Source organism: Herbidospora mongoliensis (assembly GCF_001570545.1).
GTDB lineage: Bacteria > Actinomycetota > Actinomycetes > Streptosporangiales > Streptosporangiaceae > Herbidospora > Herbidospora mongoliensis.
Window position 1 is genome coordinate 304,731 of record NZ_BBXD01000018.1, and the last position, 24,923, is coordinate 329,653.

Genomic DNA, 24,923 nt, shown 5'->3' on the forward strand with positions numbered 1-24,923 from the left:
GCCTAGATGGCGGACGAGCGGAAACTGCGCGACTACCTCAAGCGGGTCACGGCCGAGCTGCACCAGACCCGGCAACGCCTGCACGCCGCCGAGTCGGCGGACCGGCAGCCGATCGCGATCGTCGGCATGGCCTGCCGGCTGCCCGGCGGCGTGGACAGCCCCGCGGCGCTGTGGCGGCTGACTTCGGAAGGCGTGGACGCGATCTCCGCCTTCCCCGACGACCGGGGCTGGCGCGTCGACGAGCGGGCCTCGTTCGCGCGGACCGGCGGCTTCCTCTACGACGCCGACGTGTTCGACCCGGGGCTGTTCGGCATCTCGCCGCGTGAGGCGACGGCCATGGACCCGCAGCACCGGCTGCTTTTGGAGGCGTGCTGGGAGGCGTGCGAGCGGGGCGGCGTCGATCCGCTGTCGCTGCGCGGCAGCCGTACCGGGGTCTTCGCCGGGCTGATGTACCACGACTACAGCGCCCGCATGATCGACGTCCCCGAGGGGGTGGACGCCTACCTGGGAGTCGGCAGCATGGGCAGCATCGCCTCCGGCCGCATCTCCTACGCCTTCGGGCTGGAGGGCCCCGCGGTGACGGTCGACACGGCGTGCTCGTCGTCGCTGGTGGCGCTGCACCTGGCCTGCCGGTCGCTGCGCTCGGGCGAGTCGTCGCTGGCCTTCGCCGGCGGCGCGACCGTCATGGTCTCCCCGGACACCTTCGTCGGCTTCGACCGGCAGGGCGGCCTGGCCTCCGACGGCCGGTGCAAGTCCTTCGGCGCCTCGGCCGACGGCACCGGCTGGGCCGAGGGCGTCGGCATGCTCCTGCTGGAACGCCTGTCGGACGCCCAGCGCAACGGGCACCAGGTCCTCGCGGTGATCCGGGGGAGCGCGGTCAACCAGGACGGCGCGTCGAGCGGTCTCACCGCCCCCAACGGCCCCTCGCAGCAGCGGGTGATCACCGACGCGCTGGCGAGCGCGCGGCTGTCGCCGTCCGACGTCGACGCGGTGGAGGGACACGGCACCGGCACCCGGCTGGGCGACCCGATCGAGGCGCAGGCGCTGCTGGCGACCTACGGACAGGACCGGGAGGAACCCCTCTGGCTGGGGTCGGTGAAGTCGAACATCGGCCACACCCAGGCCGCCGCCGGGGTGGCCGGGGTGATCAAGATGGTGGAGGCGATGCGCCACGGCGTGCTGCCGCCCACCCTGCACGCCGACCAGCCCTCTCCCCAGGTCGACTGGACGGCCGGCGCGGTCGAACTGCTGACCGAGGCCCGCGCGTGGCCCTCGACGGATCGGCCCCGGCGGGCGGGCGTGTCGTCGTTCGGGATCAGCGGCACCAACGCCCACGTCATCGTCGAACAGGCCCCCTCGGACACCGAGGAGGTCCCGGCGGGCCCGATGCCCGGCGTGGTGCCCTGGCCGCTGGCCGCCCGCACCGCCGACGCGCTCCGCGCCCACGCCGCCCGCCTCCACGACCTCGTGACCGGGCCACAAGCACCGGACCCGGTGGACGTCGGCCGGTCCCTGCTGGCGCGTGCCGCCCTGGAGCACCGCGCCGTGGTGCTGGACAGCGGGGGAGAGGGCCTGGCCGCGCTCGCGGAGGGCCGGCCGAGCAGCCGTGTCGTCTCGGGCGTGGTCGGCGAGGGCCGGACCGCGTTCCTGTTCACCGGCCAGGGCTCGCAGCGCGCCGGAATGGGACGCGAGCTGCATGCCCGGTTCCCGGTGTTCGCCCAGACCTTCGACGCCGCGTGCGCCCTGCTGGACCTGGACTTCGACGGCGTCGATCTGGACCAGACGGTGCACGCGCAGGCCGCCCTGTTCGCCGTGGAGGTGGCTTCCTTCCGGCTGCTGGAGTCCGTCGGCGTGGTGCCCGACTTCCTGCTCGGGCACTCCATCGGTGAGGTCGCGGCCGCGCACTGCGCCGGGATCCTGTCCCTCGAAGACGCCTGTACGTTGGTCGCCGCGCGCGGCCGCCTGATGCAGGCACTCCCGGCCGGGGGCGCGATGCTCGCCCTCCAGATCACCGAAGACCAGATCGACGACGACCGGGTCGACATCGCCGCCGTCAACGGCCCTTCGGCGATCGTGATCTCCGGCGACGCCGACGTCATCGAGGAATGGGCCGCGCGGGGCCTCAAGCACAACCGGCTGAAGGTCTCGCACGCCTTCCACTCCCGGCTCATGGAACCGATGCTGGACGACTTCGCGCAGGTCCTGGCCACATTGACCTTCGCCGAACCGCAGATCCCCATCGTGGGCGGCGAGATGACCACCCCGGGCTACTGGGTGCGCCAGGTGCGCGATACGGTCCGCTTCGCCGACGGCGTCACCTACCTCCGCGACCAGGGCGTGTCCCGGTTCGTGGAGCTGGGCCCCGACGGCGTGCTGTGCGGGCTGGCCCAGCAGTCCGCCGACGGCGTGTTCGCGCCGATCATGCGCCACGACCGCGACGACGCCTTCGTCACCGCCCTCGCCGAACTCTGGACCCGTGGCGTCGCGGTGAACTGGGCGAACCTCTTCGCCGGTCACGGCAAGCGGGTGGAGCTGCCCATCTACCCGTTCCAGCACGAACGGTTCTGGCTCTACCCGGCCGAGCCCACCGGCGAGACCGGCTGGCTGGAGTCGGTCGCCGGCGCGGACGCCGACACCATCGCCGACCACATCGGCGTGAGCGACCACGACGAACGCGCCTCCCTGCGACAGGCCCTGCCCCTGCTGGCCTCCTGGCACCGCCGGAGCCGGGAACAGGCCGAGGTCGCCCGATGGCGCTACCGCGTCGGCTGGGAGCCGGTGCCCGACGTGCCCGCCCCGCACGTCTCGGGCGTCTGGCTGCTGCTGGTCCCGGAGGCCCTCGCCGACGGCGCGATCGCCCGCTCCTGCCGCGACGGCCTGTTCAGCCACGGCGCCGATGTGACCGAGGTGACCGTTCCCGCCGACGTGACCGACGAGACGGACCTGGCCGCCCTCCTGCTGGTGGCCACCCGGAACGGAGCGCCGGCCGGACTGCTCTCCCTCCTCGCCCTGGACGAGAACCCGCACCCTGCCCTCCTGGAGGTGCCCGCGGGGACGGCGACGACGCTGCTGCTCGCGCAGGCCGCCGTACAGGTGGGCCTGAGCGCCCCGGTGTGGTGCGTGACGCGCGGCGCGGTGTCGACCCTCGACCACGAACCGCCGGCGAGCCCGGCACAGGCGGCGGTCTGGGGCCTGGGCCGCGTCGTCGCCCTGGAACATCCGCACCTGTGGGGCGGCCTCGTCGACCTGCCCGCCGATCCCGGCATCCCGGCGATCGACATTGAGGCGATCGACATGGCGGCGATCGACCGCCTGATCGGCCTGCTCGGCTCGGCCGACGGAGAAGACCAGCTGGCGATCCGCTCCGACGGCGTCTTCGCACGCCGGCTCCTGCGCGCGCCGACGGACTCCGGCGCCCCGCGCTGGCGACCGCGCGACACCGTCCTGGTGACCGGCGGCACGGGCGCGCTGGGCGCGAACGTCGCACGGTGGCTCGCCCGCGAAGGCGCCGAACACGTGGTGCTGGTCAGCCGCGCCGGACGCGCGGCGACCGGACTGGCCGAGCTGGAAGCCGACCTGGCCGCCCTTGGCGCGAAGGTCACCGTGGCCGCCTGCGACATGGCCGACCGGGCCGACGTCGCCCGGCTGATCGACCAGATCGGCACGGCCGAACCCCCGCTCCGCGCGGTCGTGCACGCCGCGGGCGTCGGGAACTCCGCTCCGCTGACCGACACCACCCTGGCCGAACTCGGCCGCACCGCCGCCGCCAAGATCTCCGGCGCCCGGCACCTGGACGAACTGCTCGACCGCCGCGCCATGGACGCGGTCGTCTACTTCTCCTCCATCGCCGGCGTGTGGGGCGTGGGCGAACAGGCTGGTTACGCGGCGGCCAACGCCTACCTCGACGCGCTCGCCCAGCGCCGCGGCGCGGAAGGCGTCAGGACGATCTCGGTCGCCTGGGGGCCCTGGGACGGCGGCGGCCTGGTCGACCAGGCCGCCAAGGAACCGATGCGCCGCCGCGGCATCTCCGTCATGGCGCCCGACCCGGCGATGCGCGCCTTCCAGCAGGCGATGGACCAGGACACCGGGACGGTCACCGTCGCCGACATCGCCTGGGACCGGTTCGTGCCTGCCTTCACCGCCCTGCGGCCCAGCCGTCTCTTCGACGAGATCCCCGAGGTGCGCCAACTCCTGGCGGGATCGCCCGACACCGGCCCGGACACCGACCGGCTCGCCGCCCTGCGGCAACGCCTCACCGCCCTGCCCTCCGCCGACCGGGACCTGCACCTCCTCGACCTGGTGCGGGGCCACGCGGCGGCGGTCCTCGGGCACGACACCCCCCACGCGATCGAGAACGGCCGGTCGTTCCGCGAGTGCGGGTTCGATTCGCTGACCGCCGTGGAACTGCGCAACCGGCTCGGCGACACCATCGGCCTGCCCCTGCCGGCCACCATGGTCTTCGACCACCCGACGCCGGTCCTGCTCGCCGACTACCTGCGCGAAGCGGTCCTGCCCGAAGGCGGGCACGCCGAGCTGCCCTCCGCCGCCGAACTGGACCTGCTCGAGCAGACGCTGCTCGGCCGTCCTGACGACGACATCGACCGCGTCCGCGTCGTCCTGCGCCTGGAGGCGCTGCTGGCCCGCCAGCGTACGGAAAGCGCCGGAGCCGACGGCGACGACCTGCGGGAACGACTCAGCACAGCCACCAACGAAGAACTTTTCGACCTGGTCGATCGGGACCTGGGCCTGTTGTGAGCCGGGAAGGCGACGTTCCAATGACGAATGAGCAGAAGCTTCGCGAATATCTGAGCCGGGTCATCGCCGAACTCCACCAGACCCGCCAGCGGGTCCGTGAGGTGGAGGCGGCGGCCGACGAACCGATCGCCATCGTCTCGATGGCCTGCCGCTTCCCCGGCGACGTGCGGTCCCCGGCCGACCTGTGGCGGCTGGTCACCACCGGCCAGGACGCCATCACCCCGCTCCCCGCCGACCGAGGCTGGGACATGTCCGGAGACGACCCGTCCTGGGCGGGCGGCTTCATCGGCGACGCCGCCGACTTCGACGCCGACCTGTTCGGCATCTCGCCCCGCGAGGCGCTCGGCATGGAGCCCCAGCAGCGGCTGCTGCTGGAGACGGCGTGGAAGACCTTCGAAGAGGCCGGCATCGACCCGCACGCGCTGAAGGGCTCCCGCACCGGCGTCTTCGTCGGCGTCACCGCCGTCAGCTACGGCTCGGGCAAGGACCTGCCGGAAGAGGTCGCGGGCCACCTGATGATCGGCACCGCGGCCAGTATCGCGTCCGGCCGGGTGGCGTACTCCTTCGGGCTCGAAGGCCCGGCGGTGACGGTGGACACGGCGTGCTCGTCGTCGCTGGTGGCGCTGCACATGGCGATCCAGTCGCTGCGGGAGGGCGGCTGCGATCTCGCCCTGGCGGGCGGCGTGACGGTCATGACCTCGCCGATGCAGATCGTGGAGTTCGGCCGGCAGGGCGGCCTGTCCTCCGACGGCCGGTGCAAGTCGTTCTCGGCCGACGCGGACGGCGCGGGCTGGTCGGAGGGCGTGGGCCTGCTGCTGGTGGAGCGGCTGTCGGATGCCCGGCGTCGGGGGCACGAGGTGCTCGCGGTGGTGCGGGGCAGTTCGATCAACCAGGACGGCGCGTCGAACGGGTTGACCGCGCCCAATGGTCCGGCGCAGGAGCGGGTGATCCGCCAGGCGCTCGCGGGTGCGCGGCTGTCCGCCGAGGACGTGGACGTGGTGGAGGCGCACGGCACCGGGACCCGGCTGGGTGACCCGATCGAGGCGCAGGCCCTGCTCGCGACCTATGGGCGGGGGCGTACCGTCGACCAGCCGTTGTGGCTGGGGTCGATCAAGTCGAACATCGGGCATTCGCAGTCTGCTGCGGGTGTGGCCGGCGTGATCAAGATGGTGCAGGCGATGCGGCACGGCCTGATGCCTCGCACGTTGCACGCCGACCAGCCCTCTCCCCAGGTGGACTGGTCGCCCGGCACCGTCCGGCTGCTGACCGAACCGCGAGAGTGGCCCGAGACCGACCGGCCCCGCCGTGCGGCCGTGTCGTCGTTCGGGATGAGCGGGACGAACGCGCACGTCATCTTGGAGCAGGCCCCGGTCGAGGCGGAGGTTCCGGCGGCTCCCCAGGCTGGTCCGGTGCCGTGGGTGCTGGCGGCGAAGACGGCGGAAGGGCTCAAGGGTCAGGCGGCCCGGCTGCGCGAGTTCGTGACCTCGGACGACGCGGACAGTGTGGATGTGGCTCGCTCCCTGCTGTCGCGGGCGGCGTTGCCGCATCGCGCGGTGGTGCTCGGGTCCGAGCGTGAGGAGTTGCTGACCGGTCTGGACGCGTTGGCCGGTGATGTGTCCGCGGCCAACGTGGTGCGGGGCACTGACGCAGGTGGCGGTGTCGTCTTCGTCTTCCCCGGCCAGGGGTCGCAGTGGGTCGGGATGGCGCAGGGCCTTCTCGACTCCTCCCCGGTGTTCCGGGAGCGGCTGGCCGAGTGCGAAGCGGCTCTCTCGGAATTCGTGGACTGGTCGCTGACCGACGTGCTCCGCGAGGGCACCGGGTTGGACCGCGTGGACGTGGTCCAACCCTCGTTGTGGGCGGTGATGGTCTCGCTGGCCGCGACGTGGCGGGCGCATGGCGTCCACCCCTCAGCGGTTATCGGGCATTCGCAGGGTGAGATCGCGGCCGCTGTGGTGGCCGGTGCGCTGTCTTTGAGCGATGGCGCTCGGGTGGTCGCACTGCGCAGCAAAGCGCTGATCGCCCTGGCCGGTGGCGGTGGGATGGTCTCCGTCGCGGCTGGATATGAGCAGGTGGAGGCCCTGTTCCCCAACGGGGTCGCGGCCTTCAACGGGCCTTCATCGACCGTGGTCGCCGGCGAACCGCAGGCACTCGACGAGCTGCTGGCCGAGTGTGAAGCCCGGGGGATCCGGGCTCGCCGGATTCCGGTCGACTACGCCTCGCACTCACCCCAGGTCGAGCGGATCCGGGCGAAGATCCTCGCAGACCTGGCCTCGATCACCCCGGGCAGCTCCGACATCGCGCTGTACTCGACCGTGACGGGCGCTTCCATCGACACCACCGTCATGGACGCCGCCTACTGGTACCAGAACCTGCGCTCCCCGGTGCAGTTCGAGCAGGCCACCAGGGCGCTGCTGGCCGATGGCCGATCGCTGTTCGTGGAGTGCAGCCCGCATCCGGTGCTGACGTTCGGCGTACAGGAGACCGCCGAAGACGAGGCCGTCACGGTCGGCACCCTGCGCCGGGACGACGGCGGCCCGGACAGGTTCCTGGCCTCGCTGGCCGAGGTGTGGTGCGCGGGCGTCGACGTCGACTTCACCGGATTCGTGGACGGCGGCCGCCGCATCGGACTGCCGACCTATGCGTTCCAGCGGCAGCGCTACTGGCCGATGCCCCTGCCCGCCGTGACCGAGACGCCCGCGCACGCGGACCCGGTCGAGGGCAAGTTCTGGGACGCGGTGGAACGCGAGGACCTGGAAGCACTGGCCGGCACTTTGCAGTTGGAGCAGGCCCCGGAACTTCTCGGCGAGGTGCTGCCCGCGCTGTCGGCCTGGCGTCGCAGTCGTCGCCGTGATGCGGTGATCGACTCCTGGCGCTACCGCATCGTGTGGAAGCCGGTGTCGGACCTTCCTGCTCAGCCCATGTTGAGTGGATCGTGGCTGCTGGTGACCACGGACGGCGGCGACGAGGTGGCGGCTGTCCTGCGGTCGGCGGGCGCGGACGTGATCACGGTGGCCGTGTCCGATCGCGAGGCGACGGCCGAGCTTCTCCGTGAGGTCGGGCCGATCGCCGGAGTGGTCTCCCTCCTCGGCGAGGGTTTGGCCGCGACGGTCGCTTTGATCCAGGCCCTGGGCGACGCCGGTATCGCGGCCCCGATGTGGGCGCTGACCGGCGGCGCGGTCTCGATCGGCCGCTCAGACCCGCTGACCAGTCCCGTTCAGGCTCAGACATGGGGCCTGGGCAGGGTGGCGGCCTTGGAATACCCCGGGCGGTGGGGTGGTCTGATCGACGTCCCGGCCACGCTCGACGCCCGTGCGAGCACCCGGTTGGTGGCGATCCTCAGCGGTGGAGCCGGGGACGAGGATCAGCTCGCGGTCCGCGCGTCGGGTGTGTTCGCCCGGCGACTGGTGCGCGCGCCCCGCACCTCCGGCGCGACGAGCGCGCGCTTGGACGGTTCGGTGCTGGTGACCGGCGGCACGGGCGCGCTCGGCGCGGTCGTGGCCCGCTGGCTGGCCGGACGCGGCGTGCCCCACCTGATCCTGACCGGACGTCGAGGCGCGGCCACCCCTGGTGTGGACGCCCTGGTCGCGGAACTGACGGAGCTGGGCACCCGAGTGACGGTCGCCGCCTGTGACGTGGCCGACCGTTCGGCGCTAGCCGACCTGCTCGCCACCGTTCCCGACCTCACAGGAGTGGTGCACGCGGCCGGTGTCGGGCAGTCCACGATGCTGGACCAGACCGGTCCCGCCGAACTCGCGCACGTGCTCGGCGGCAAGGTCGCCGGTGCGGTGAACCTGCACGAACTCACCCGGGACCTCGACCTGTTCGTCGTGTTCGCCTCCGGCGCGGGTGTCTGGGGGAGTGGCGGCCAGGCCGCCTACGGTGCGGCCAACGCCTACCTCGACGCGCTGGTCACCCAGCGCCGCGCCCAGGGACTCGCCGGCACCTCTATCTCGTGGGGCGCCTGGGGGGAAAGCGGGATGGTCGCGCAGGAGGCCGCCCGCGACTACCTGCGCGAACGCGGCATGATCCCGATGGACCCCGACCTGGCGATCCAGGCGCTCGCCCACGCGGTGGACGCCGGTGACGACTGCGTGACCGTCGCCGACATCGACTGGCCCCGCTTCACCGACACCTTCACCGCCACCCGCGTCAGCCCCCTCCTCGCCGAACTCCCCGAGGCGCGGCAGAACCAGACGGCCGCCTCCGACCATGAGGACGGTTCGGCGCTGGCGCGCCGTCTCACCCCGCTGCCGACCTCTCAGCGCCGTCAGATCCTCCTCGACCTGATCCGCGGCGAAGTCGCCTCGGTCCTCAAGCTTCCCGACACGCAGGCGATCGCGGCGACGCGGACCTTCAAGGACCTCGGCTTCGAGTCGCTGACCGCCGTCGAACTGCGCAACCGCCTCAACCGGGAGACCGGGCTGCGGCTGCCCGCCACGATGGTCTTCGACCACCCGACCCCGACCGCCCTCGTGGCCTACCTGTACGGCGAACTCGGCCTCGGCGAACCGGCATCGTCCACCCCCGCCCACGCGGCAGAGGCGACGGCCCTCGACGAGCCGATCGCGATCATCGGCATGAGCTGCCGCTTCCCCGGCGAGATCCGTAACCCTGCCCAGCTCTGGGACGTCGTCGCCGCCGGAACCGACACCCTGTCGCCCTTCCCCGCCGACCGGGGCTGGCCCGACCAGATCCCCGGCGCGGACGCGGGGGTGGGCGGTTTCGTCCACGACGCGACCACGTTCGACGCCGCCCTGTTCGGCATCTCCCCCCGCGAGGCGCTCGCGATGGATCCGCAGCAGCGGCTCGTCCTGGAGAGCGCGTGGGAAGCCTTCGAGAGCGCCGGCATCGACCCCCACTCGATGCGCGGCACCCTGACGGGCGTCTTCGCGGGCGCTTCGTCCTCGGCCTACGGTTACGGCCAGGTGCTGGAAGGCGTCGAGGGTCACCTGCTCTCCGGTACGGCCAACAGCGTGATCTCGGGCCGGGTCGCCTACACCTTCGGGCTGGAAGGCCCGGCGGTGACGGTGGACACGGCGTGTTCGTCGTCGCTGGTGGCGCTGCACCTGGCGGCGCAGGCGCTCCGCGTCGGCGAGTGTGACATGGCGCTGGCGGGCGGCGTCGCGGTGATGGTGAACCCGGGCGCGTTCGGTGAGTTCAACCGGCAGGGCGGCCTGGCCTCGGACGGCCGGTGCAAGTCCTTCGCGGGCGCCGCCGACGGCACCGGCTGGGGCGAGGGCGTCGGCGTCCTGGTCCTGGAGCGGCTGTCGGACGCCCGGCGCAACGGGCACACGATCCTGGCGGTCGTCCGGGGGAGCGCCGTCAACCAGGACGGCGCCTCCAACGGCCTGACCGCCCCGAACGGGCCTTCGCAGGAGCGGGTGATCCGCCAGGCGCTGGCCAACGCCAGCCTGGAAGCCTCCGACGTGGACGTCGTGGAGGCGCACGGCACCGGCACGACCTTGGGCGACCCGATCGAGGCGCAGGCGTTGCTGGCGACGTACGGACAGACCCGGGAGCGCCCCCTGTGGCTCGGCTCGATCAAGTCGAACATCGGCCACACCCAGGCCGCCGCCGGCGTGGCCGGTGTGATCAAGATGGTTCAGGCGCTGCGGCACGGCGTGCTGCCCGCGACTCTGCACGTCGACGAGCCGACCCCGCAGGTCGACTGGTCGACGGGTGCGGTCGAGCTGCTGACCGAGGCCCGGCCCTGGCCCTCGACCGACAGACCGCGCCGGGCCGGTGTCTCCTCGTTCGGGATCAGCGGCACCAACGCCCACGTGATCATCGAGGCCGCACCGGCCGCCGACGAGCCTGCCCAGGCAACGGCCGATGGCCCCGTGCCGTGGCTGATCTCCGGCCGCTCGGCGGAGGCCTTGGCCGCACAGGCGCAGCGGTTGCGCGGGCCGGTCGCGGAACTGGCCCCGGTGGACGTGGCCCGGTCGCTGCTGGGCCGGGCGGCGCTGTCGCACCGCGCGGTGGTGCTGGGCCCCGATCGGGACGCCCTCCTGACCGCCCTCGCCTCCGGTGAGCCCGCAGCGGGCGTGATCTCCGGCGTCGCGGGCGAAGGCAGGACCGCGTTCCTGTTCACCGGCCAGGGAGCCCAGCGTCCCGGGATGGGAAGCGGCCTCTATGAGGCCTTCCCGGTGTTCGCCGAGGCGTTCGACGCGGTCTGCGCCGAACTCGACCTTCTCCTGGACCGGCCGATCCGGGACGTCATCCTCGACGGCACGGATCTGGATCAGACCGTCTACACGCAGGCAGGTCTGTTCGCGGTGGAAGTGGCGTCGTTCCGGCTGCTGGAGTCGCTCGGGGTGGTCCCGGACTATCTGCTGGGCCACTCGATCGGCGAGGTCACCGCAGCGCACTGCGCGGGCATCCTCTCGCTGGAAGACGCGTGCACGCTGGTCGCGGCGCGAGGCAGGCTGATGCAGGCGCTCCCGGCGGGCGGCGCGATGCTCGCCCTTCAGGCCACCGAAGACCAGATCGTCGACGACCGTATCGACATCGCCGCCGTGAACGGCCCCGACTCCGTGGTGATCTCCGGCCCCGCCGACGTCATCGAGGAATGGACCACCCGAGGCTTCAAGCACAACCGGCTGAAGGTCTCGCACGCCTTCCACTCCCGGCTCATGGAACCGATGCTCGCCGAGTTCTCGCAGGTCCTGGAGACGCTGAGTTTCGCCGAACCGCAGATCCCCATCGTGTCCGGCGAGATGACCACGCCCGGCTACTGGGTCCGCCAGGTCCGGGAGACGGTCCGCTTCGCCGATGGCGTCACGCACCTGGGTGAGCAGGGCGTGACCCGGTTCGTCGAGCTGGGCCCGGACGGGGTCCTGTCCGGTCTCGCCCAGCAGTCCGTCGAGGGCGTGTTCGCCCCGCTGATGCGCCGCGACCGCGACGAGCACGAGACGACGCTGACCGCGCTCGCCCACCTGTGGACCTCTGGTGCCGACCTCGACTGGTCGACGGTGCTGACGGCAGGTCGCAGGGTCGACCTGCCGACCTACGCCTTCCAGCGGGAGCGCTTCTGGCCGGAGCCGGTGGCCGCGCGAGCGGTCCTGTCCGGTGACGTGGTGGAGTCCCGCTTCTGGGACGCCGTCGAACGCGAGGACCTCGGCGAACTCGCCCACACCCTCGACACGCAGCCTGAGAACGTGGAGACGCTGCTGCCGGCGTTGTCGTCGTGGCACAAGCGCCGCCGCCAGGACTCGGCGGTGGAGTCGTGGCGCTACCAGGTGACGTGGAAGCCGCTGACCGGCGAGAAAGCGGCGTCCCTGACCGGCCGCTGGCTGCTCGTCGTGCCCGAGGAGCACCCGCTCGTCCAGCAGGTCGAAGCGGCACTCGCCTCGGCCGGTGCGGAAGTGGTCCGCCTGGTCCTGACCGACCCCGACCGTGAATCTCTGGCAGAGCGGCTCGAAGACGTGGCCGGTGTGGTCGCGCTGACCGACCTGGTCACGACGGTCACCCTGCTCCAGGCGCTGGGCGACGCCGGTGTCCAGGCCCCGCTGTGGGCGGCGACCGTCGGCGCGGTCTCGATCGGCAGGTCGGACCCGCTGGCGAATCCCGTACAGGCCCAGATCTGGGGACTCGGGAGGGTGGCGGCCCTGGAGTATCCCGACCGCTGGGGCGGCCTCATCGACCTCCCTTCGGTGCTCGACGAGCGCGCCGGACAGCGCCTGATCACGGTCCTGACCGGCGATGAGGACCAGGTCGCGATCCGCGCCTCCGGCGTGTTCGGCCGTCGTCTGGTCCGCGCCCAGGCCGGGAGGCCCGCCGAGATCACCCCCTCCGGGACGGTCCTGGTGACCGGTGGCACCGGCGCGCTGGGCGCGGTGGTGGCCCGGTGGCTGGCCGGGCGCGGTGCGCCGCACCTCGTGCTGACGAGCCGCCGGGGGAACGCGGCCCCGGGCGTGGACGACCTGGTCGCCGAACTGTCGGCCCTGGGCACCCGTGTCACGGTCGCGGCCTGCGACGTGGCCGACCCGGACGCGGTCGCGGCGGTGCTGGCCGGGATCCCGGCCGACCTCCCCCTGACCGGTGTGGTCCACGCGGCGGGCACGCTGGACGACGGCACGATCGACTCGCTGACCCCCGACCGGTTCGAGCGCGTCCTCGGCCCCAAGACGCAGGGACTGACCGTCCTGGACGACCTGACCCGCGACCACGACCTCGACTTCTTCGTCGCGTTCTCGTCGCTGGCCGGCACCGTCGGCAGCGCCGGTCAGGGCAACTACGCGGCGGCCAACGCGTTCCTCGACGCGTGGATGCGCCGCCGCCGCGACCGGGGACTGCCGGGCGTGTCGGTGGCGTGGGGTCCGTGGGCGCAGAGCGGCATGGCCGCAGACGACCGGACGCTGATCGAGCGGATGCGCCGGGGCGGACTTCCGCCGATGGACCCGGACCTGGCCGTCGCGGCGCTGGCCCAGGCGATCGGCGGCGAACCGGACAACGTGGTGATCGCCGACATCGACTGGCCGGTGTTCGGCGCGAGCCTGACCGGCCCTCTCGTCCGCGACCTGCCCGAGGCCGCGTCGGCGGCCCCGGCCGGGGGAGCCGACCCCGCGCAGGCGTTCCGGGCCGACCTGGCGGCGATGCCGCGAGTCCGGCGCCGGGGGATGCTGCTGGACGCGGTCCGGTCCTGGGCGGCGGCGGTGCTGGGCCACGACTCGCCGCACGCGGTGGGCGCCGGCCAGGCCTTCCGCGACCTGGGATTCAACTCCCTGATGGCGGTGGAGCTCCGCAACGTGGTGGCCGGGCGGACCGGGCTGAAACTCCCGGTCACGATGGTGTTCGACCGCCCGACCCCCGAGGCGCTGGCCGCCTTCCTGGAGGCGGAACTGTTCGGCCAGGATGCCGCCGACGCCACGGTGACCGCCGTGGCCGAGCCGGACGAGCCGGTCGTGATCGTCGGGATGAGCTGCCGGTTCCCCGGCGGCGTCGGCACCCCGGCGGAGCTGTGGCGGCTGGTGTCGGAGGGCGGCGACGGCGTGTCGTCCTTCCCGGCCGACCGGGGCTGGTCGGTGGACGCCGCCGCCACCTACGCCCGCAGGGGCGGGTTCGTCGAGGCGGTGACCGAGTTCGACGCCGGCCTGTTCGGCATCTCGCCGCGTGAGGCGCTGGCGATGGATCCGCAGCAGCGCATCCTGCTGGAGGCGGCCTGGGAGGCGTTCGAGCAGGCGGGCATCGACCCGCTGTCGCTGAAGCGCACGCCGACCGGTGTGATCATCGGCGCGTCCTCCTCGCTCTACGGCGTCGGCACCGACCTGGCCTCGGGCGCGGACGGGCACCTGATGACCGGCAGCGTGACCAGCATGCTGTCGGGCCGGGTGGCGTACTCGTTCGGGCTGGAGGGCCCGGCGCTGACCGTGGACACGGCGTGTTCCTCGTCGCTGGTGGCGATGCACCTGGCCGCGCAGGCGCTCCAGCGGGGCGAGTGCGATCTGGTGCTGGCCGGTGGCGTGACGGTGATGGCGACGCCCGCGAGTTTCGCCGAGTTCGACCGGCAGGGCGGCCTGGCCGCCGACGGGCGCTGCAAGGCGTTCGCCGCCTCGGCGGATGGCACGGGCTGGTCGGAGGGAGTCGGCCTGCTGGTGCTGGAGCGGCTGTCGGACGCCGAGCGCAATGGGCACGCCGTGCTCGCGGTGCTGCGCGGCAGCGCCGTCAACCAGGACGGCGCGTCCAACGGCCTGACCGCCCCCAACGGGCCTTCGCAGGAGCGGGTGATCCGCCAGGCGCTGGCCAACGCCCGTCTCGCGCCGTCGGAGGTGGACGTCGTGGAGGCGCACGGCACCGGCACCACGCTGGGTGACCCGATCGAGGCGCAGGCCCTGCTGGCGACGTACGGGCAGGAACGAGAGCGCCCCCTGTGGCTGGGCTCGGTGAAGTCGAACATCGGCCACACGCAGGCCGCCGCCGGGGTGGCGGGCGTGATCAAGATGATCGAGGCGATGCGGCACGGCGTGCTGCCCGCGACGCTGCACGTGGACGAGCCCTCACCGCACGTCGACTGGTCGACCGGCTCAGTCGAGCTGCTGACCGAGGCCAGGCCGTGGTTCGAGACCGATCGGCCGCGCCGGGCCGGGGTGTCCTCGTTCGGGATCAGCGGCACCAACGCCCACGTGATCCTGGAGCAGCCCGCCCCGGCCGGGCCCGCGCCCGATCGGGAGGAGAAGTCGGGCCCGGTCCCGTGGATCGTGTCGGCGCGGACCGCCGACGGATTGCGCGGCCAGGCCGACCGGCTGCGCCGTTTCACCGCGAATGCCCCCGGCCCCCGCGACGTCGGCTGGTCCCTGGCCACCGCCAGGGCGGCGCTGAAGCATCGCGCGGTCGTGCTGGGCGCCGACCGCGAGGACCTGGCGCGGGCGCTGGCGGCGGTCGCCGCGGGTCTGCCGAACGCCTCCGTGGTGACCGGCGTGGCCGACGAGGGCCGCACCGCCTTCCTGTTCACCGGCCAGGGCGCCCAGCGCCTCGGCATGGGTCTGGACCTCCGCCCCCGCTACCCGGAGTTCGCCGCCGCCTTCGACGCGGTCTGCGCGGAGTTCGACCGTCACCTGGACCGGCCGATCGCCACCGTGATCGCCGACGGCCCGGACCTCGACCAGACCGTCTACGCGCAGGCCGGCCTGTTCGCGGTCGAGGTGGCGCTGTTCCGGCTGCTGGAGTCGTTCGGGGTGGTTCCGGACTTCCTGCTGGGGCACTCGATCGGTGAGATCGCGGCCGCGCACTGCGCCGGGGTCTTCTCTCTCGAAGACGCCTGTACGTTGGTCGCCGCGCGAGGCCGCCTGATGCAGGCTCTCCCGGCCGGGGGAGCGATGCTCGCCCTCCAGACCGCCGAAGAGGAGATCACCGACGACCGGGTGGACATCGCGGCCGTCAACCCCGACTCGGTGGTGATCTCCGGCCCCGCCGGCGTCATCGAGGAATGGGCCTCCCGGGGCTTCAAGCACAACCGGCTGAAGGTCTCCCACGCCTTCCACTCCCGGCTCATGGAACCGATGCTCGCCGAGTTCGCCAAGGTCCTGGCGACGCTGACCTACGCCGAGCCGCGCATCCCGGTGATCTCCAACCTGACCGGACGTCCCGGCCGGATCGGCGAGCCGGGCTACTGGATCCGGCAGGTGCGCGAGACGGTCCGGTTCGCCGACGGCGTCACCTACCTGGGGGAGCAGGGCGTGACCCGTTTCGTCGAGCTCGGGCCCGACGGCGTGCTGAGCGCCATGGCAGGCAAGATCATCACCGGTGCGGTGTCCGCGCCGTTGCTGCGCGAGGGCCGCGACCACGTCCAGACCGCGCTGGGACGTCTGTGGACGGCCGGCGTCCACGTCGACTGGCCGGTGCTGCTGTCGGGCGGGCGGAAGGTGGACCTGCCGACCTACGCCTTCCAGCGTGAACGCTACTGGCCGAAGGCGCTGGCGGCGGGGGTGGCCGACCCGGCCGAGGAGCTGTTCTGGGCGGCGGTCGAGGGCGAGGACCTCGGCCGGCTCGCCGACACGCTCGACACCCGGCCGGAGACCGTGGAGACGGTGCTGCCCGCGCTGACGTCCTGGCGTCGCCGCCGGCGGCAGGAGTCGCTCGCCGACTCCTGGCGCTACCGCGTCGTGTGGCGCCCGGAGAGCCGCGCCGCCGGCCCCGACGTCCTGGACGGCGTCTGGCTGCTGGTCGCCCCGGCCGCCGACGACCTGGCCGCCGAGGCGGAGCTCGTGCTGGTCGCGGCGGGCGCCAAGGTCGTGCGGCTGTCTGCCGACGGTGACGGCGGCGACCCCGCCGCGCTGGCCGCGCGGATCAGGCAGGTGTGCGGCCAGGCGGGCGAGGTGACGGGCGTGCTGTCCATGCTCGCCCACGGGGAGGACCGCGTGCCCGCGACCGTGACGCTCGTCCAGGCGCTCGACGAGACCAACCTCGGCGCGCCGCTGTGGGTCGTCACCCACCAGGCCGTCTCGACCGGACCGGCCGATCCGCCGAAGCACCCGGAACAGGCGACCCTGTGGGGGCTCGGCCGGGGCGTCGACCTGGCCCGGCCCGAACGGTGGGGCGGCATCGTCGACCTGCCCGCCCGCCTGGACACCGGCTCCTGGGACCGCTTCGTCACCCTCCTGGCCGACGGCGCCGAACCCGAAGCGGCGATCCGCGACGGCATCCGCCACACGCGGCGGCTGACACCGGAACTGTCGGTGGCCGTCGGGGAGCGGCTGACCTGGGCGGCGACGGGCACCGTCCTGATCACCGGCGGCACCGGCGCGCTCGGCCGCCGGGTGGCCCGCTGGCTGGCCGGACGTGGCGTGCCCCATCTGCTGCTGGCCGGCCGCCGCGGCCACGACAGCCCGGGAGTGGCCGAGCTCGTCGCCGACCTGCGCGATGGCGGCACCGAGGTGACGGTCGCGGCCTGCGACGTCGCCGACCGGGACGCGGTGGCCGCGCTGCTCGCCGCGATCCCGGCGAGCCGTCCGCTGACCGGGGTCGTGCACGCGGCGGCGGTCGCCGACGACACCCCGCTGGCCGCGCTCACCCCCGAACGCGTCGCCGAGGTGCTGCGCCCCACCGTGGACGGCGCCCGCCACCTGCACGAACTGACACTCGACCACGACCTGTCCGCGTTCGTGCTCTTCTCCTCCGTCGCCGGTGTCTGGGGCGGCGCGCAGCCCGCACGGGCCGCGGCCAACGCCTACCTCGACGCCCTGGCCTGCGCGCGCCGGGCCGGCGGTCACGCCGCCGTCTCGATCGCCTGGGGACCGTGGGCCGATGAGGACGGCCTCACCGGCGACGCGGCCGAGCGGCTGGCCCGCGCCGGACTGCGGGCCCTGTCGCCCGACCACGCGCTCGACCTGCTCGCCCGGCTGCCGGGACGCGGGGAGGCGTGCGTCACCGTCGCCGACGTCGACTGGGCCCGCTTCGCCGAGTCGTACACGCTGGCCCGCCCCCGCCGCCTCCTGGACGAACTCCCCGGAGCCCGCCGCGACGGCACCGCCGCCCGCGGCGCCCAGCCGGACGCGGCCGCGCTGCGCGAGCGGCTGGCGGCCCTGCCCGGTGCGCAGCGTCACCCGGCCGTCCTGGACCTGGTGCGCGCGCACGCGGCGGCGGTCCTCGGATACGAGGACGTCGACGGCATCGCGGCCGACCAGCAGTTCCTGGAGCTGGGCGTCAACTCCCTCACCGCGATCGAGTTGCGCGACCGGCTTCAGTCGGCCACCGGCGCCACCCTGGCCAGCACGGTCGTGTTCGACAGCGCCACCCCGGCCGCCCTCGCGCGCCACCTGCAGGAGGCGCTGTTCGGCGTGGACGAGGCCGCGGCCGAGCCGCCGGGACAGAGCGGCCTGATGCGCACCCTCTACAACGAGGTCATGCGCCAGGGCGACCGGATGTTCAAGTTCATGGAGTTCCTGTCCGACGCGGCCGGTTTCCGCCCGATGTTCGACGCGGACGACCCGCCCACCGGCACGGCCGCCCCGGTCTTCCTGTCCCGGGGGCCGCAGCGCCCGAGGATCGTCTGCCACACGGGGATGTCGGCGCTCGGCGGCGTGCACGAGTTCGCCCGCTTCGCCGCCTCCTTCCGCGGCACCCACGACGTCATCGCGCTGCCCCTGCCCGGCTACCGCGACGGCGAGGCGCTGCCGACGACCAAGGAGGTGTCGCTCGACTGGCAGGCCAGGGAGCTCATCGAGATCGCGGGCGACGCGCCGTTCGTCGTCCTGGGCCACTCGGGCGGCGGCATCCTCGCGCACGAGCTGGCCTGGCGGCTCGACCAGCTGGGGGTGCCCGCCTCCGGCGTGGTGCTGGTGGACACCTATCCGATGGACCGTCCGATGCACCAGGAGTGGATGCCCGAGCTGACCGAGGGCACCTTCGGCCGCGAGCACCTGGCCGTCCCGATGACCGACACCCGCCTGACCGCCCAGGCGTGGTACGGCCGGATGTACCTCGACTTCAGGGCGAAGGAGATCACCGCGCCGACCCTGGTGGTCCGCGCTTCAGAACCGATCGGGGCGTGGACCCGTGACGACGACTGGCGGGCCACCTGGAGCCTGCCGCACTCGGCCGTCGACGTGCCCGGCAACCACTTCACGCTGATGCTGGAGGACGGCGCGACGACCGCGGCGGCGGTGCGGGCATGGCTCGGTTCCCTCTTCGAGTAGCGGTTGGAGGTCGACGCTCGACCTGCCCGCGGTGTTGTGGCGCTCGCCTCTGACGTGGTCGGCCGGGCCGTTGAGGGCGACCAGCTCCTGGGCCGGCAACGCGATGCCAGGCCGCCTGGGCGTTCTCCTGGACCCGGGCGGCGCGGCGGGTGCCGGGGATGGGCACGACGTCCTCGCCCTGGGCCAGGACCCAGGCCAGGGCGATCTGGGCGGCGGTGGCGTCGTGGGGTGCGCCGGACAGTGTCCGGCGCCGCCTCGGAGATGCCAAGGAAGCGGACCTTCCCGGCGTCGACCAGTTCCTTCATCGCGCCCCAGGTGTCCTCGACGGGACGTCCGGTCGATGCGGTGCTGGTAGTAGAGGTCGATGTGGTCGACGCCGAGCCGGGCCGGGGAGGCGTCGGCGGATCGGCGGACGTAGTCGGGCCGGCCGTTGACGCCCAGGCGGGTGCCGTCGGCGGCGCGCTGGATGCCGAACTTGGTGGCGATGACGATCGTCCGAGTCTGTCACCCCGCTAATAAATCTACTTTGTAAAGGCGTCGGGTCGGTGGCGCACCCTGACGCGCTTTTTAGACCCCATCCCCGATGGGGAAGCGGATTTTGTCGGTGGCGGGGTGCACTATGGCGGGCATGGCCTCGTGGCAGGAGATCGAGAACGACGCCCCGGAGTTCGCAGCGCGCTTTCTGCGGCTGTTCGACGGGGGCAAGCACAAGACGATGGCGACGCTGCGCCGAGACGGCTCACCGCGGATCAGCGGCACCGAGACCCAGTTCAAGCAGGGGGAGCTGTGGCTGGGTTCGATGGGCGGCGCGGTGAAGGCGGCCGATCTGCTGCGTGATGGCCGGGTGGCGGTCCACGGCCCTTCGACCGATCCGGGCGAGGAGGGCGCCGGCACGTGGCCGGGTGAGGCGAAGCTGTCGGGGCGCGCGGTGGAGGTGACCGATCCGCTGGTGGTGAAGGCGGTGGTGGGCGCGGAGCCGGGCGATTCGCATCTGTTCCGGGTGGACATCGCGGGTGTGGTGATCACGCGGGTGGAAGAGGCGATGCTGGTGATCGAGAGCTGGGCGCCGGGCCGCGGGGTGAGTGTGGTCCGTCGTCGTTAGGGCCCCATCGGCCGCCCGTTCTTCTTCCCCTCTGGCGGGCGGCCGATGGGTACGGGTGGCTCAGCCCAGGGAGTTGAACGCGGCGACGAGGGTCGGCAGGACCGCTGCCGCGAGTCCGGCCGCCACGAGGTTGAAGCGGGCGCCGATGTTGAGCGCGGCCAGGATGAACAGAACGAACGCGATCAGGTAGCACAGCAGCTCGAACACGGCCATCAGAAGTCCTCCGTACAGGAACGCGGCCCCTGCTGGGGCGGCGAGATCTTCGGTCCTGCCCTGAGATCGACGCATTGATCATCGGTTCGTCGATCAATGTTGGGCGGGTTCAGCTGATGGAGAAGCCGCCGTCGACGCAGATGGTCTGGCCGGTCACGTAGGCCGCCGCGTTGGATGCCAGGTAGACGGCGATGCCGGCGAAGTCTTCGGGGTGGCCGTTGCGGCCGACGGCGGTGCGGGCGGCGAGGGCTTCGACGCGGCCGGGGATCGATTGGGCGGCTTGGGTGAGGGGGGTCAGGACGAAGCCGGGGATGATCGTGTTGGCGGTGACGCCGCGTCGGCTCCAGGCTTCGGCCTGGGAGCGGGACAGGCCGCCGATGGCGGCTTTGCTGACGCCGTAGGCGCCGCTGTCGCCGAAGGCGCGGTGAGTCTGCTGGGAGCCGATGTTGATGATGCGGCCCCAGCCGCGGTGGGCCATGCGGGGGGCGTGGTGCTGGCCGAGGCGGTAGGGGGCGGTGAGGTTGACGGCCATGGTCTGGTCGTAGTCGGCTTCGGTGAGGTCGCCCATGGGGTGGCGGATGTTGTTGGCGGCGCTGGTGACCAGGATGTCGACGTCGGGGACGGTGGCGCACAGGCGGGTGACGTCGTCGGGGTCGGCCATGTCGGCGCTGACGGCCGTGGCGTTGACGCCGTGGCCGCGCAGGCGGGTGAGGGCCTGGTCGAGGTCGTATTGGCGGCGGGCGGCGATGGTGATGTGGGCGCCGGCGCGGCCGAGGGCCTGGGCGATGGCGTGGCCGATGCCGCTGCTGCCGCCGGTGATGAGGGCGGTGCGGCCGTGGAGGCCGAACAGGTCAGTGAGGTAGGGGGCCGCCGCGTCGCTCATGGTCATCCACCCTATCGTCGGATGATCCGATTTCCTCGGTGATGATGTCACTGATCCGTGTCATGACGCGCTGGAGGTCGCGCAGGGTGTCGGTGTCGAGGCGGGTGAGCATGTGGCGCCAGTTGGCGGTGCCGGCGTCGAGCATCTCGTCGGTGAGGGTGCGGCCCTGCTGGGTGAGGGTGAGGCGGCGGACGCGGCGGTCGGCGGGGTCTTCGCGGCGGGTGACCAGGCCGTGGGCGACGAGGCGGTCGACGATGCCGGTGAGGGTGCCCAGGCCGATGCCGAGTTCGCGGGCGAGTTCCTGGCCGGGTGCTGATTCGTGGAAGGACAGGGCGACGATGACTTTGAGTTGCTGCATGGTGAGGGTGGTGGCGAGCAGGGGGAGGGAGCGGTCGCGGGCGAACAGGCGGCCGAGGCCGCGCTGTGTGTCGGCGATCTGGTCGATCAGCTGCTCGCGCTCGTCATCGTTCAAGCTGTCGTTCACCTGTTGAGTTCACTGGGGCTGTCGGCCTGCTGTCGCAAACCTGAGAAGGTTATCAGGAATGGCATGCCACGTTAAATATTCGTGCGAGGCGAAGTGTTAGGGTGAGCCGCATTAATCTTCCGGCCCTCATCTGTCAAGGAGCCCTCGCGTCATGACCTTCCTGGCCAGGCTGAGCCTCGCCAACCGCACTCTTGTGATCATGATTGCGGTGGTGGCCAGCGCCTTCGGCGCCTTCGCCATCCCCTCGCTGAAGCAGCAGCTGTTCCCGTCGCTGGAGTTCCCGGGGGCGTTCGTCGTGGCGCCGTATGCCGGTGCGTCGCCCGACATCGTGGAAGACCAGGTCGTCAAGCCGATCGAGAGCAGCTTCCAGGGTATCGCCGGGGTGACGCAGGTCAGCTCGACGTCCCGGGAGGGCCTGGCCTCGATCCAGGTGGCGTTCGAGTTCGGCACCGACATCGACGAGGCCATCGGCCAGATGCAGCAGGCGATCTCGCGGATCGACGCGCAGCTGCCGGCCACGGTCGACCCGCAGGTGATCGCGGGTAGCACCGACGACATCCCGGTGGTGGTGCTGGCCGCCACGGGCGGTGATGAGGCGACGCTGCTCGACCGGCTGGAGCAGGCGGCGGTGCCGCAGCTGCAGGGGATCGAGGGGGTGCGGGAGGCGGAGGTCACCGGCGCCCGCGGCAAGCAGGTGACGATCACCCCCGACCTTGAGGAACTGGTGAAGAAGGGGTTGTCGCCGGCGGCGATCCCCGAGGTGCTGCGCGCCAACGGCGTGGCCATCCCGGCCGGGTCGGTGGTCGAGGGCGGGGTGAACCTGACCGTCCAGATCGGTGACCGGGTCGCGACGGTGGAGGACCTGAAGAACCTCTACCTGACGCCGCCCGCCGCCCCCGCGGCGCAGCCGCAGGCACAGCAGCCGCAGATCCCGGGCCGCCCGGTCGCGGCGGTGCGCCCGCCGGCGCCGCCCAAGCCGGTGACGCTGGGTTCGGTGGCCGACATCGAGGTGATCGACGCCAGCGCCTCGACGCTGACCCGCACCGACGGCAAGCCGAGCCTGGGCGTGTCGATCACGATGAAGCCCGACGGGAACGCGGTGGCGATCTCCCACGCCGTCCGCGACCTGACGCCGGAGCTGACGACCGCGCTGGGCGCGGGCTCGGCGCTGACGGTGGTGTTCGACCAGGCGCCGTTCGTCGAGCGGTCGATCCACGACCTGACGACCGAGGGCCTGCTGGGCCTGACGTTCGCCGTGATCATCATTCTGATCTTCCTGCTGTCGATCCGGTCGACGGTGGTGACGGCGGTGTCGATCCCGCTGTCGGTGGTGATCGCGCTGATCGCGCTGTGGGTGGGCGACTACTCGCTGAACATCCTGACGCTGGGCGCGATGACGATCGCGGTGGGCCGGGTGGTCGACGACTCGATTGTGGTGCTGGAGAACATCAAGCGTCATCTCGGCTACGGCGAGCCGAAGCGGGCGGCGATCCTGAACGCCGTCCGCGAGGTGTCGGGCGCGGTGACGGCCTCGACGCTGACGACGGTGGCGGTGTTCCTGCCGATCGCGTTCGTCGGCGGCATGGTGGGCCAGCTGTTCTCGCCGTTCGCGGTGACGGTCACGGTGGCGCTGCTGGCCTCGCTGCTGGTGTCGCTGACGGTGATCCCCGTGTTGGCGTACTGGTTCCTGAAGGCGCCGGTGCTGTCGGCGCAGGAGGCGCTGCGCGTCCGTGAGGAGGCCGAGGCCAAGGAGCTGCGCTCCCCGCTCCAGCGCGCCTATCTGCCGGTGCTGCGGTTCGCGACCCAGCGCCGCTGGATCACCCTGGCGATCGGTTTGGTGATCTTCGCCGGGACGATGGCGCTGGTGCCGAACCTGAAGACCAACTTCCTCGACTCGGCCGGCATGAACAGCATCAACGTCACCCAGAAGATGCCCGTGGGCACGAACCTGGAGGTCACCGACGCCGCGTCCCGCAAGGTCGAGGCTGTCCTGGCCGCCGAGCCCGGCGTCGCCTCCTACCAGGTGACCGTCGGTGGCGGCAACCAGTTCATGGGCGGCGCCGGCGGCAGCGCCGACCGCGCCGCGTTCTCGGTGACGCTGGATGAGGACGTCGACGCGACCGCGCTGCAGGACGGCCTGCGGGCCAAGCTGACCGCGCTCGGCCCGGCCGTGGGCGAGATCACCGTCGGTGGCGGTGGCGGCGGGGGAGGGCTGTCGTCCAACCAGCTGCAGGTGCAGCTCCAGGGCCCCGACGTCGACCAGCTGCGCGCGGCGTCGGCCACGGTCAGCCAGGCGCTGGCCGGGGTGGCGGGCCTGCGTGACGTGACCTCCAACCTGGCCGACAGCGGCGAGCGGATCGAGGTCCACGTCGACCGGCAGGAGGCCGCCGAGCGTGGCCTGACCGAGGCCGGGATCGGCCAGCAGGTCGCCCAGGCCTTCCGCGGCGCGCCGGTGGGGTCGATCGACATCGACGGCCGCAGCGCCGACATCATCCTGCGCACGGGCGACGCCCCTGAGGACCTGACTGCGGTCCGGGATCTGGAACTGCCGACCGCGACAGGACCGGTGAAGCTGTCGCAGGTCGCCGAGGTCGTCAAGGAGGCCGGGCCGACCCAGATCAGCCGTCTGGACGGTGAGCGCACCGCGACCGTCTCGGGTGACGCCGACACCTCGAACCTGGGCGCGATCACGACCGAGGTCACCGCCAAGCTCGACGGGCTGGCCCTGCCGGCCGGGGTGACCGCGACGGTGGGCGGCGCCTCGGCCGACCAGGCCGACGCGTTCGCCGACCTGGGGCTGGCGATGCTGCTGGCCATCGCGATCGTCTTCATGATCATGGTGGCGACGTTCTCCAGCTTCATCCAGCCGCTGATCCTGCTGGTGTCGATCCCGTTCGCGGCGACCGGCGCCGTCGGCCTGCTGCTGATCACCGACACGGCGCTGGGCGTGCCCGCGCTGATCGGCATGCTGATGTTGATCGGGATCGTGGTGACGAACGCGATCGTGCTGATCGACCTGATCAACCAGTACCGCGAGCAGGGCATGGGCGTCGTGGAGGCGGTCCTGGAAGGGGGCCGGCGCCGGGTGCGGCCCATCCTGATGACGGCGCTGGCCACCATCGGCGCGCTGACGCCGATGGCGGTCGGGCTGACCGGCTCGGGCGGGTTCATCTCCCAGGCGCTGGCGATCGTGGTGATCGGCGGCCTGGTGTCCTCGACGCTGCTGACGCTGGTCCTGGTGCCGACGCTGTATGTGATGGTCGAGCGGGCCAAGGAGCGCTTCACCCGCACCCCCAAGCACGAACGCCAGCTTGAGGTGTACGACGAGGAAGCACTCGCCCCGACCCGCTGACC

At 72.5% G+C, this 24,923-nt stretch carries 8 protein-coding genes and 1 pseudogene; 4 read left to right on the forward strand and 5 right to left on the reverse strand.

Going from position 1 to position 24,923, the window contains the following annotated elements; translation table 11 throughout:
• The first annotated feature begins 6 nt into the window (after positions 1–6).
• Together AW272_RS45730 and AW272_RS45290 are read left to right on the forward strand one after the other, a co-directional pair.
• The gene (locus tag AW272_RS45730) at positions 7–4,755 is read left to right on the forward strand and encodes a type I polyketide synthase (RefSeq protein WP_066370951.1); all 4,749 of its coding nucleotides are present in this window, start codon (positions 7–9) and stop codon (positions 4,753–4,755) included.
• A 20-nt stretch (positions 4,756–4,775) separates the two neighbouring features.
• Entirely contained in the window at positions 4,776–18,887 is a 14,112-nt protein-coding gene (locus AW272_RS45290) for a type I polyketide synthase (RefSeq protein ID WP_066370954.1), read from the forward strand.
• Here the strand turns inward: AW272_RS45290 and AW272_RS46105 are convergent.
• Positions 18,814–19,155, reverse strand: a complete 342-nt coding sequence (locus AW272_RS46105) for an aldo/keto reductase (RefSeq protein WP_218011091.1) — start codon at positions 19,153–19,155, stop codon at positions 18,814–18,816. The genes AW272_RS45290 and AW272_RS46105 overlap by 74 nt on opposite strands.
• Positions 19,156–19,274: 119 nt before the next feature.
• Positions 19,275–19,379 (reverse strand): annotated as a pseudogene (locus AW272_RS46110) (aldo/keto reductase); the annotation flags it as partial.
• A gap of 136 nt (positions 19,380–19,515) precedes the next feature.
• Here AW272_RS46110 and AW272_RS27395 point away from each other — a divergent pair.
• A complete protein-coding gene (locus AW272_RS27395) occupies positions 19,516–19,989 on the forward strand; it encodes a pyridoxamine 5'-phosphate oxidase family protein (protein WP_066371155.1) in 474 nt (157 codons plus the stop codon).
• Positions 19,990–20,049: 60 nt separating this feature from the next.
• Here AW272_RS27395 and AW272_RS42535 read toward each other — a convergent pair whose 3' ends face one another.
• The 3 genes from AW272_RS42535 to AW272_RS27405 form a co-directional block, all read right to left on the reverse strand.
• A complete protein-coding gene (locus tag AW272_RS42535; protein WP_157518817.1) occupies positions 20,050–20,202 on the reverse strand; it encodes a hypothetical protein in 153 nt (50 codons plus the stop codon).
• A 109-nt stretch (positions 20,203–20,311) separates the two neighbouring features.
• Complete coding sequence (locus AW272_RS27400) at positions 20,312–21,091, reverse strand: SDR family NAD(P)-dependent oxidoreductase (protein ID WP_066370956.1); 780 nt, start codon at positions 21,089–21,091, stop codon at positions 20,312–20,314.
• Positions 21,054–21,557 (reverse strand): MarR family winged helix-turn-helix transcriptional regulator, encoded by a 504-nt coding sequence (locus tag AW272_RS27405; protein ID WP_066370958.1) that lies wholly within the window; start codon positions 21,555–21,557, stop codon positions 21,054–21,056. Before AW272_RS27405 ends, AW272_RS27400 begins: the two co-directional genes overlap by 38 nt.
• Before the next feature lie 163 nt (positions 21,558–21,720).
• Here AW272_RS27405 and AW272_RS27410 point away from each other — a divergent pair, with 163 nt between their 5' ends.
• The gene (locus AW272_RS27410; RefSeq protein WP_066370959.1) at positions 21,721–24,921 is read left to right on the forward strand and encodes an efflux RND transporter permease subunit; all 3,201 of its coding nucleotides are present in this window, start codon (positions 21,721–21,723) and stop codon (positions 24,919–24,921) included.
• The last annotated feature ends 2 nt before the right edge of the window (positions 24,922–24,923 follow it).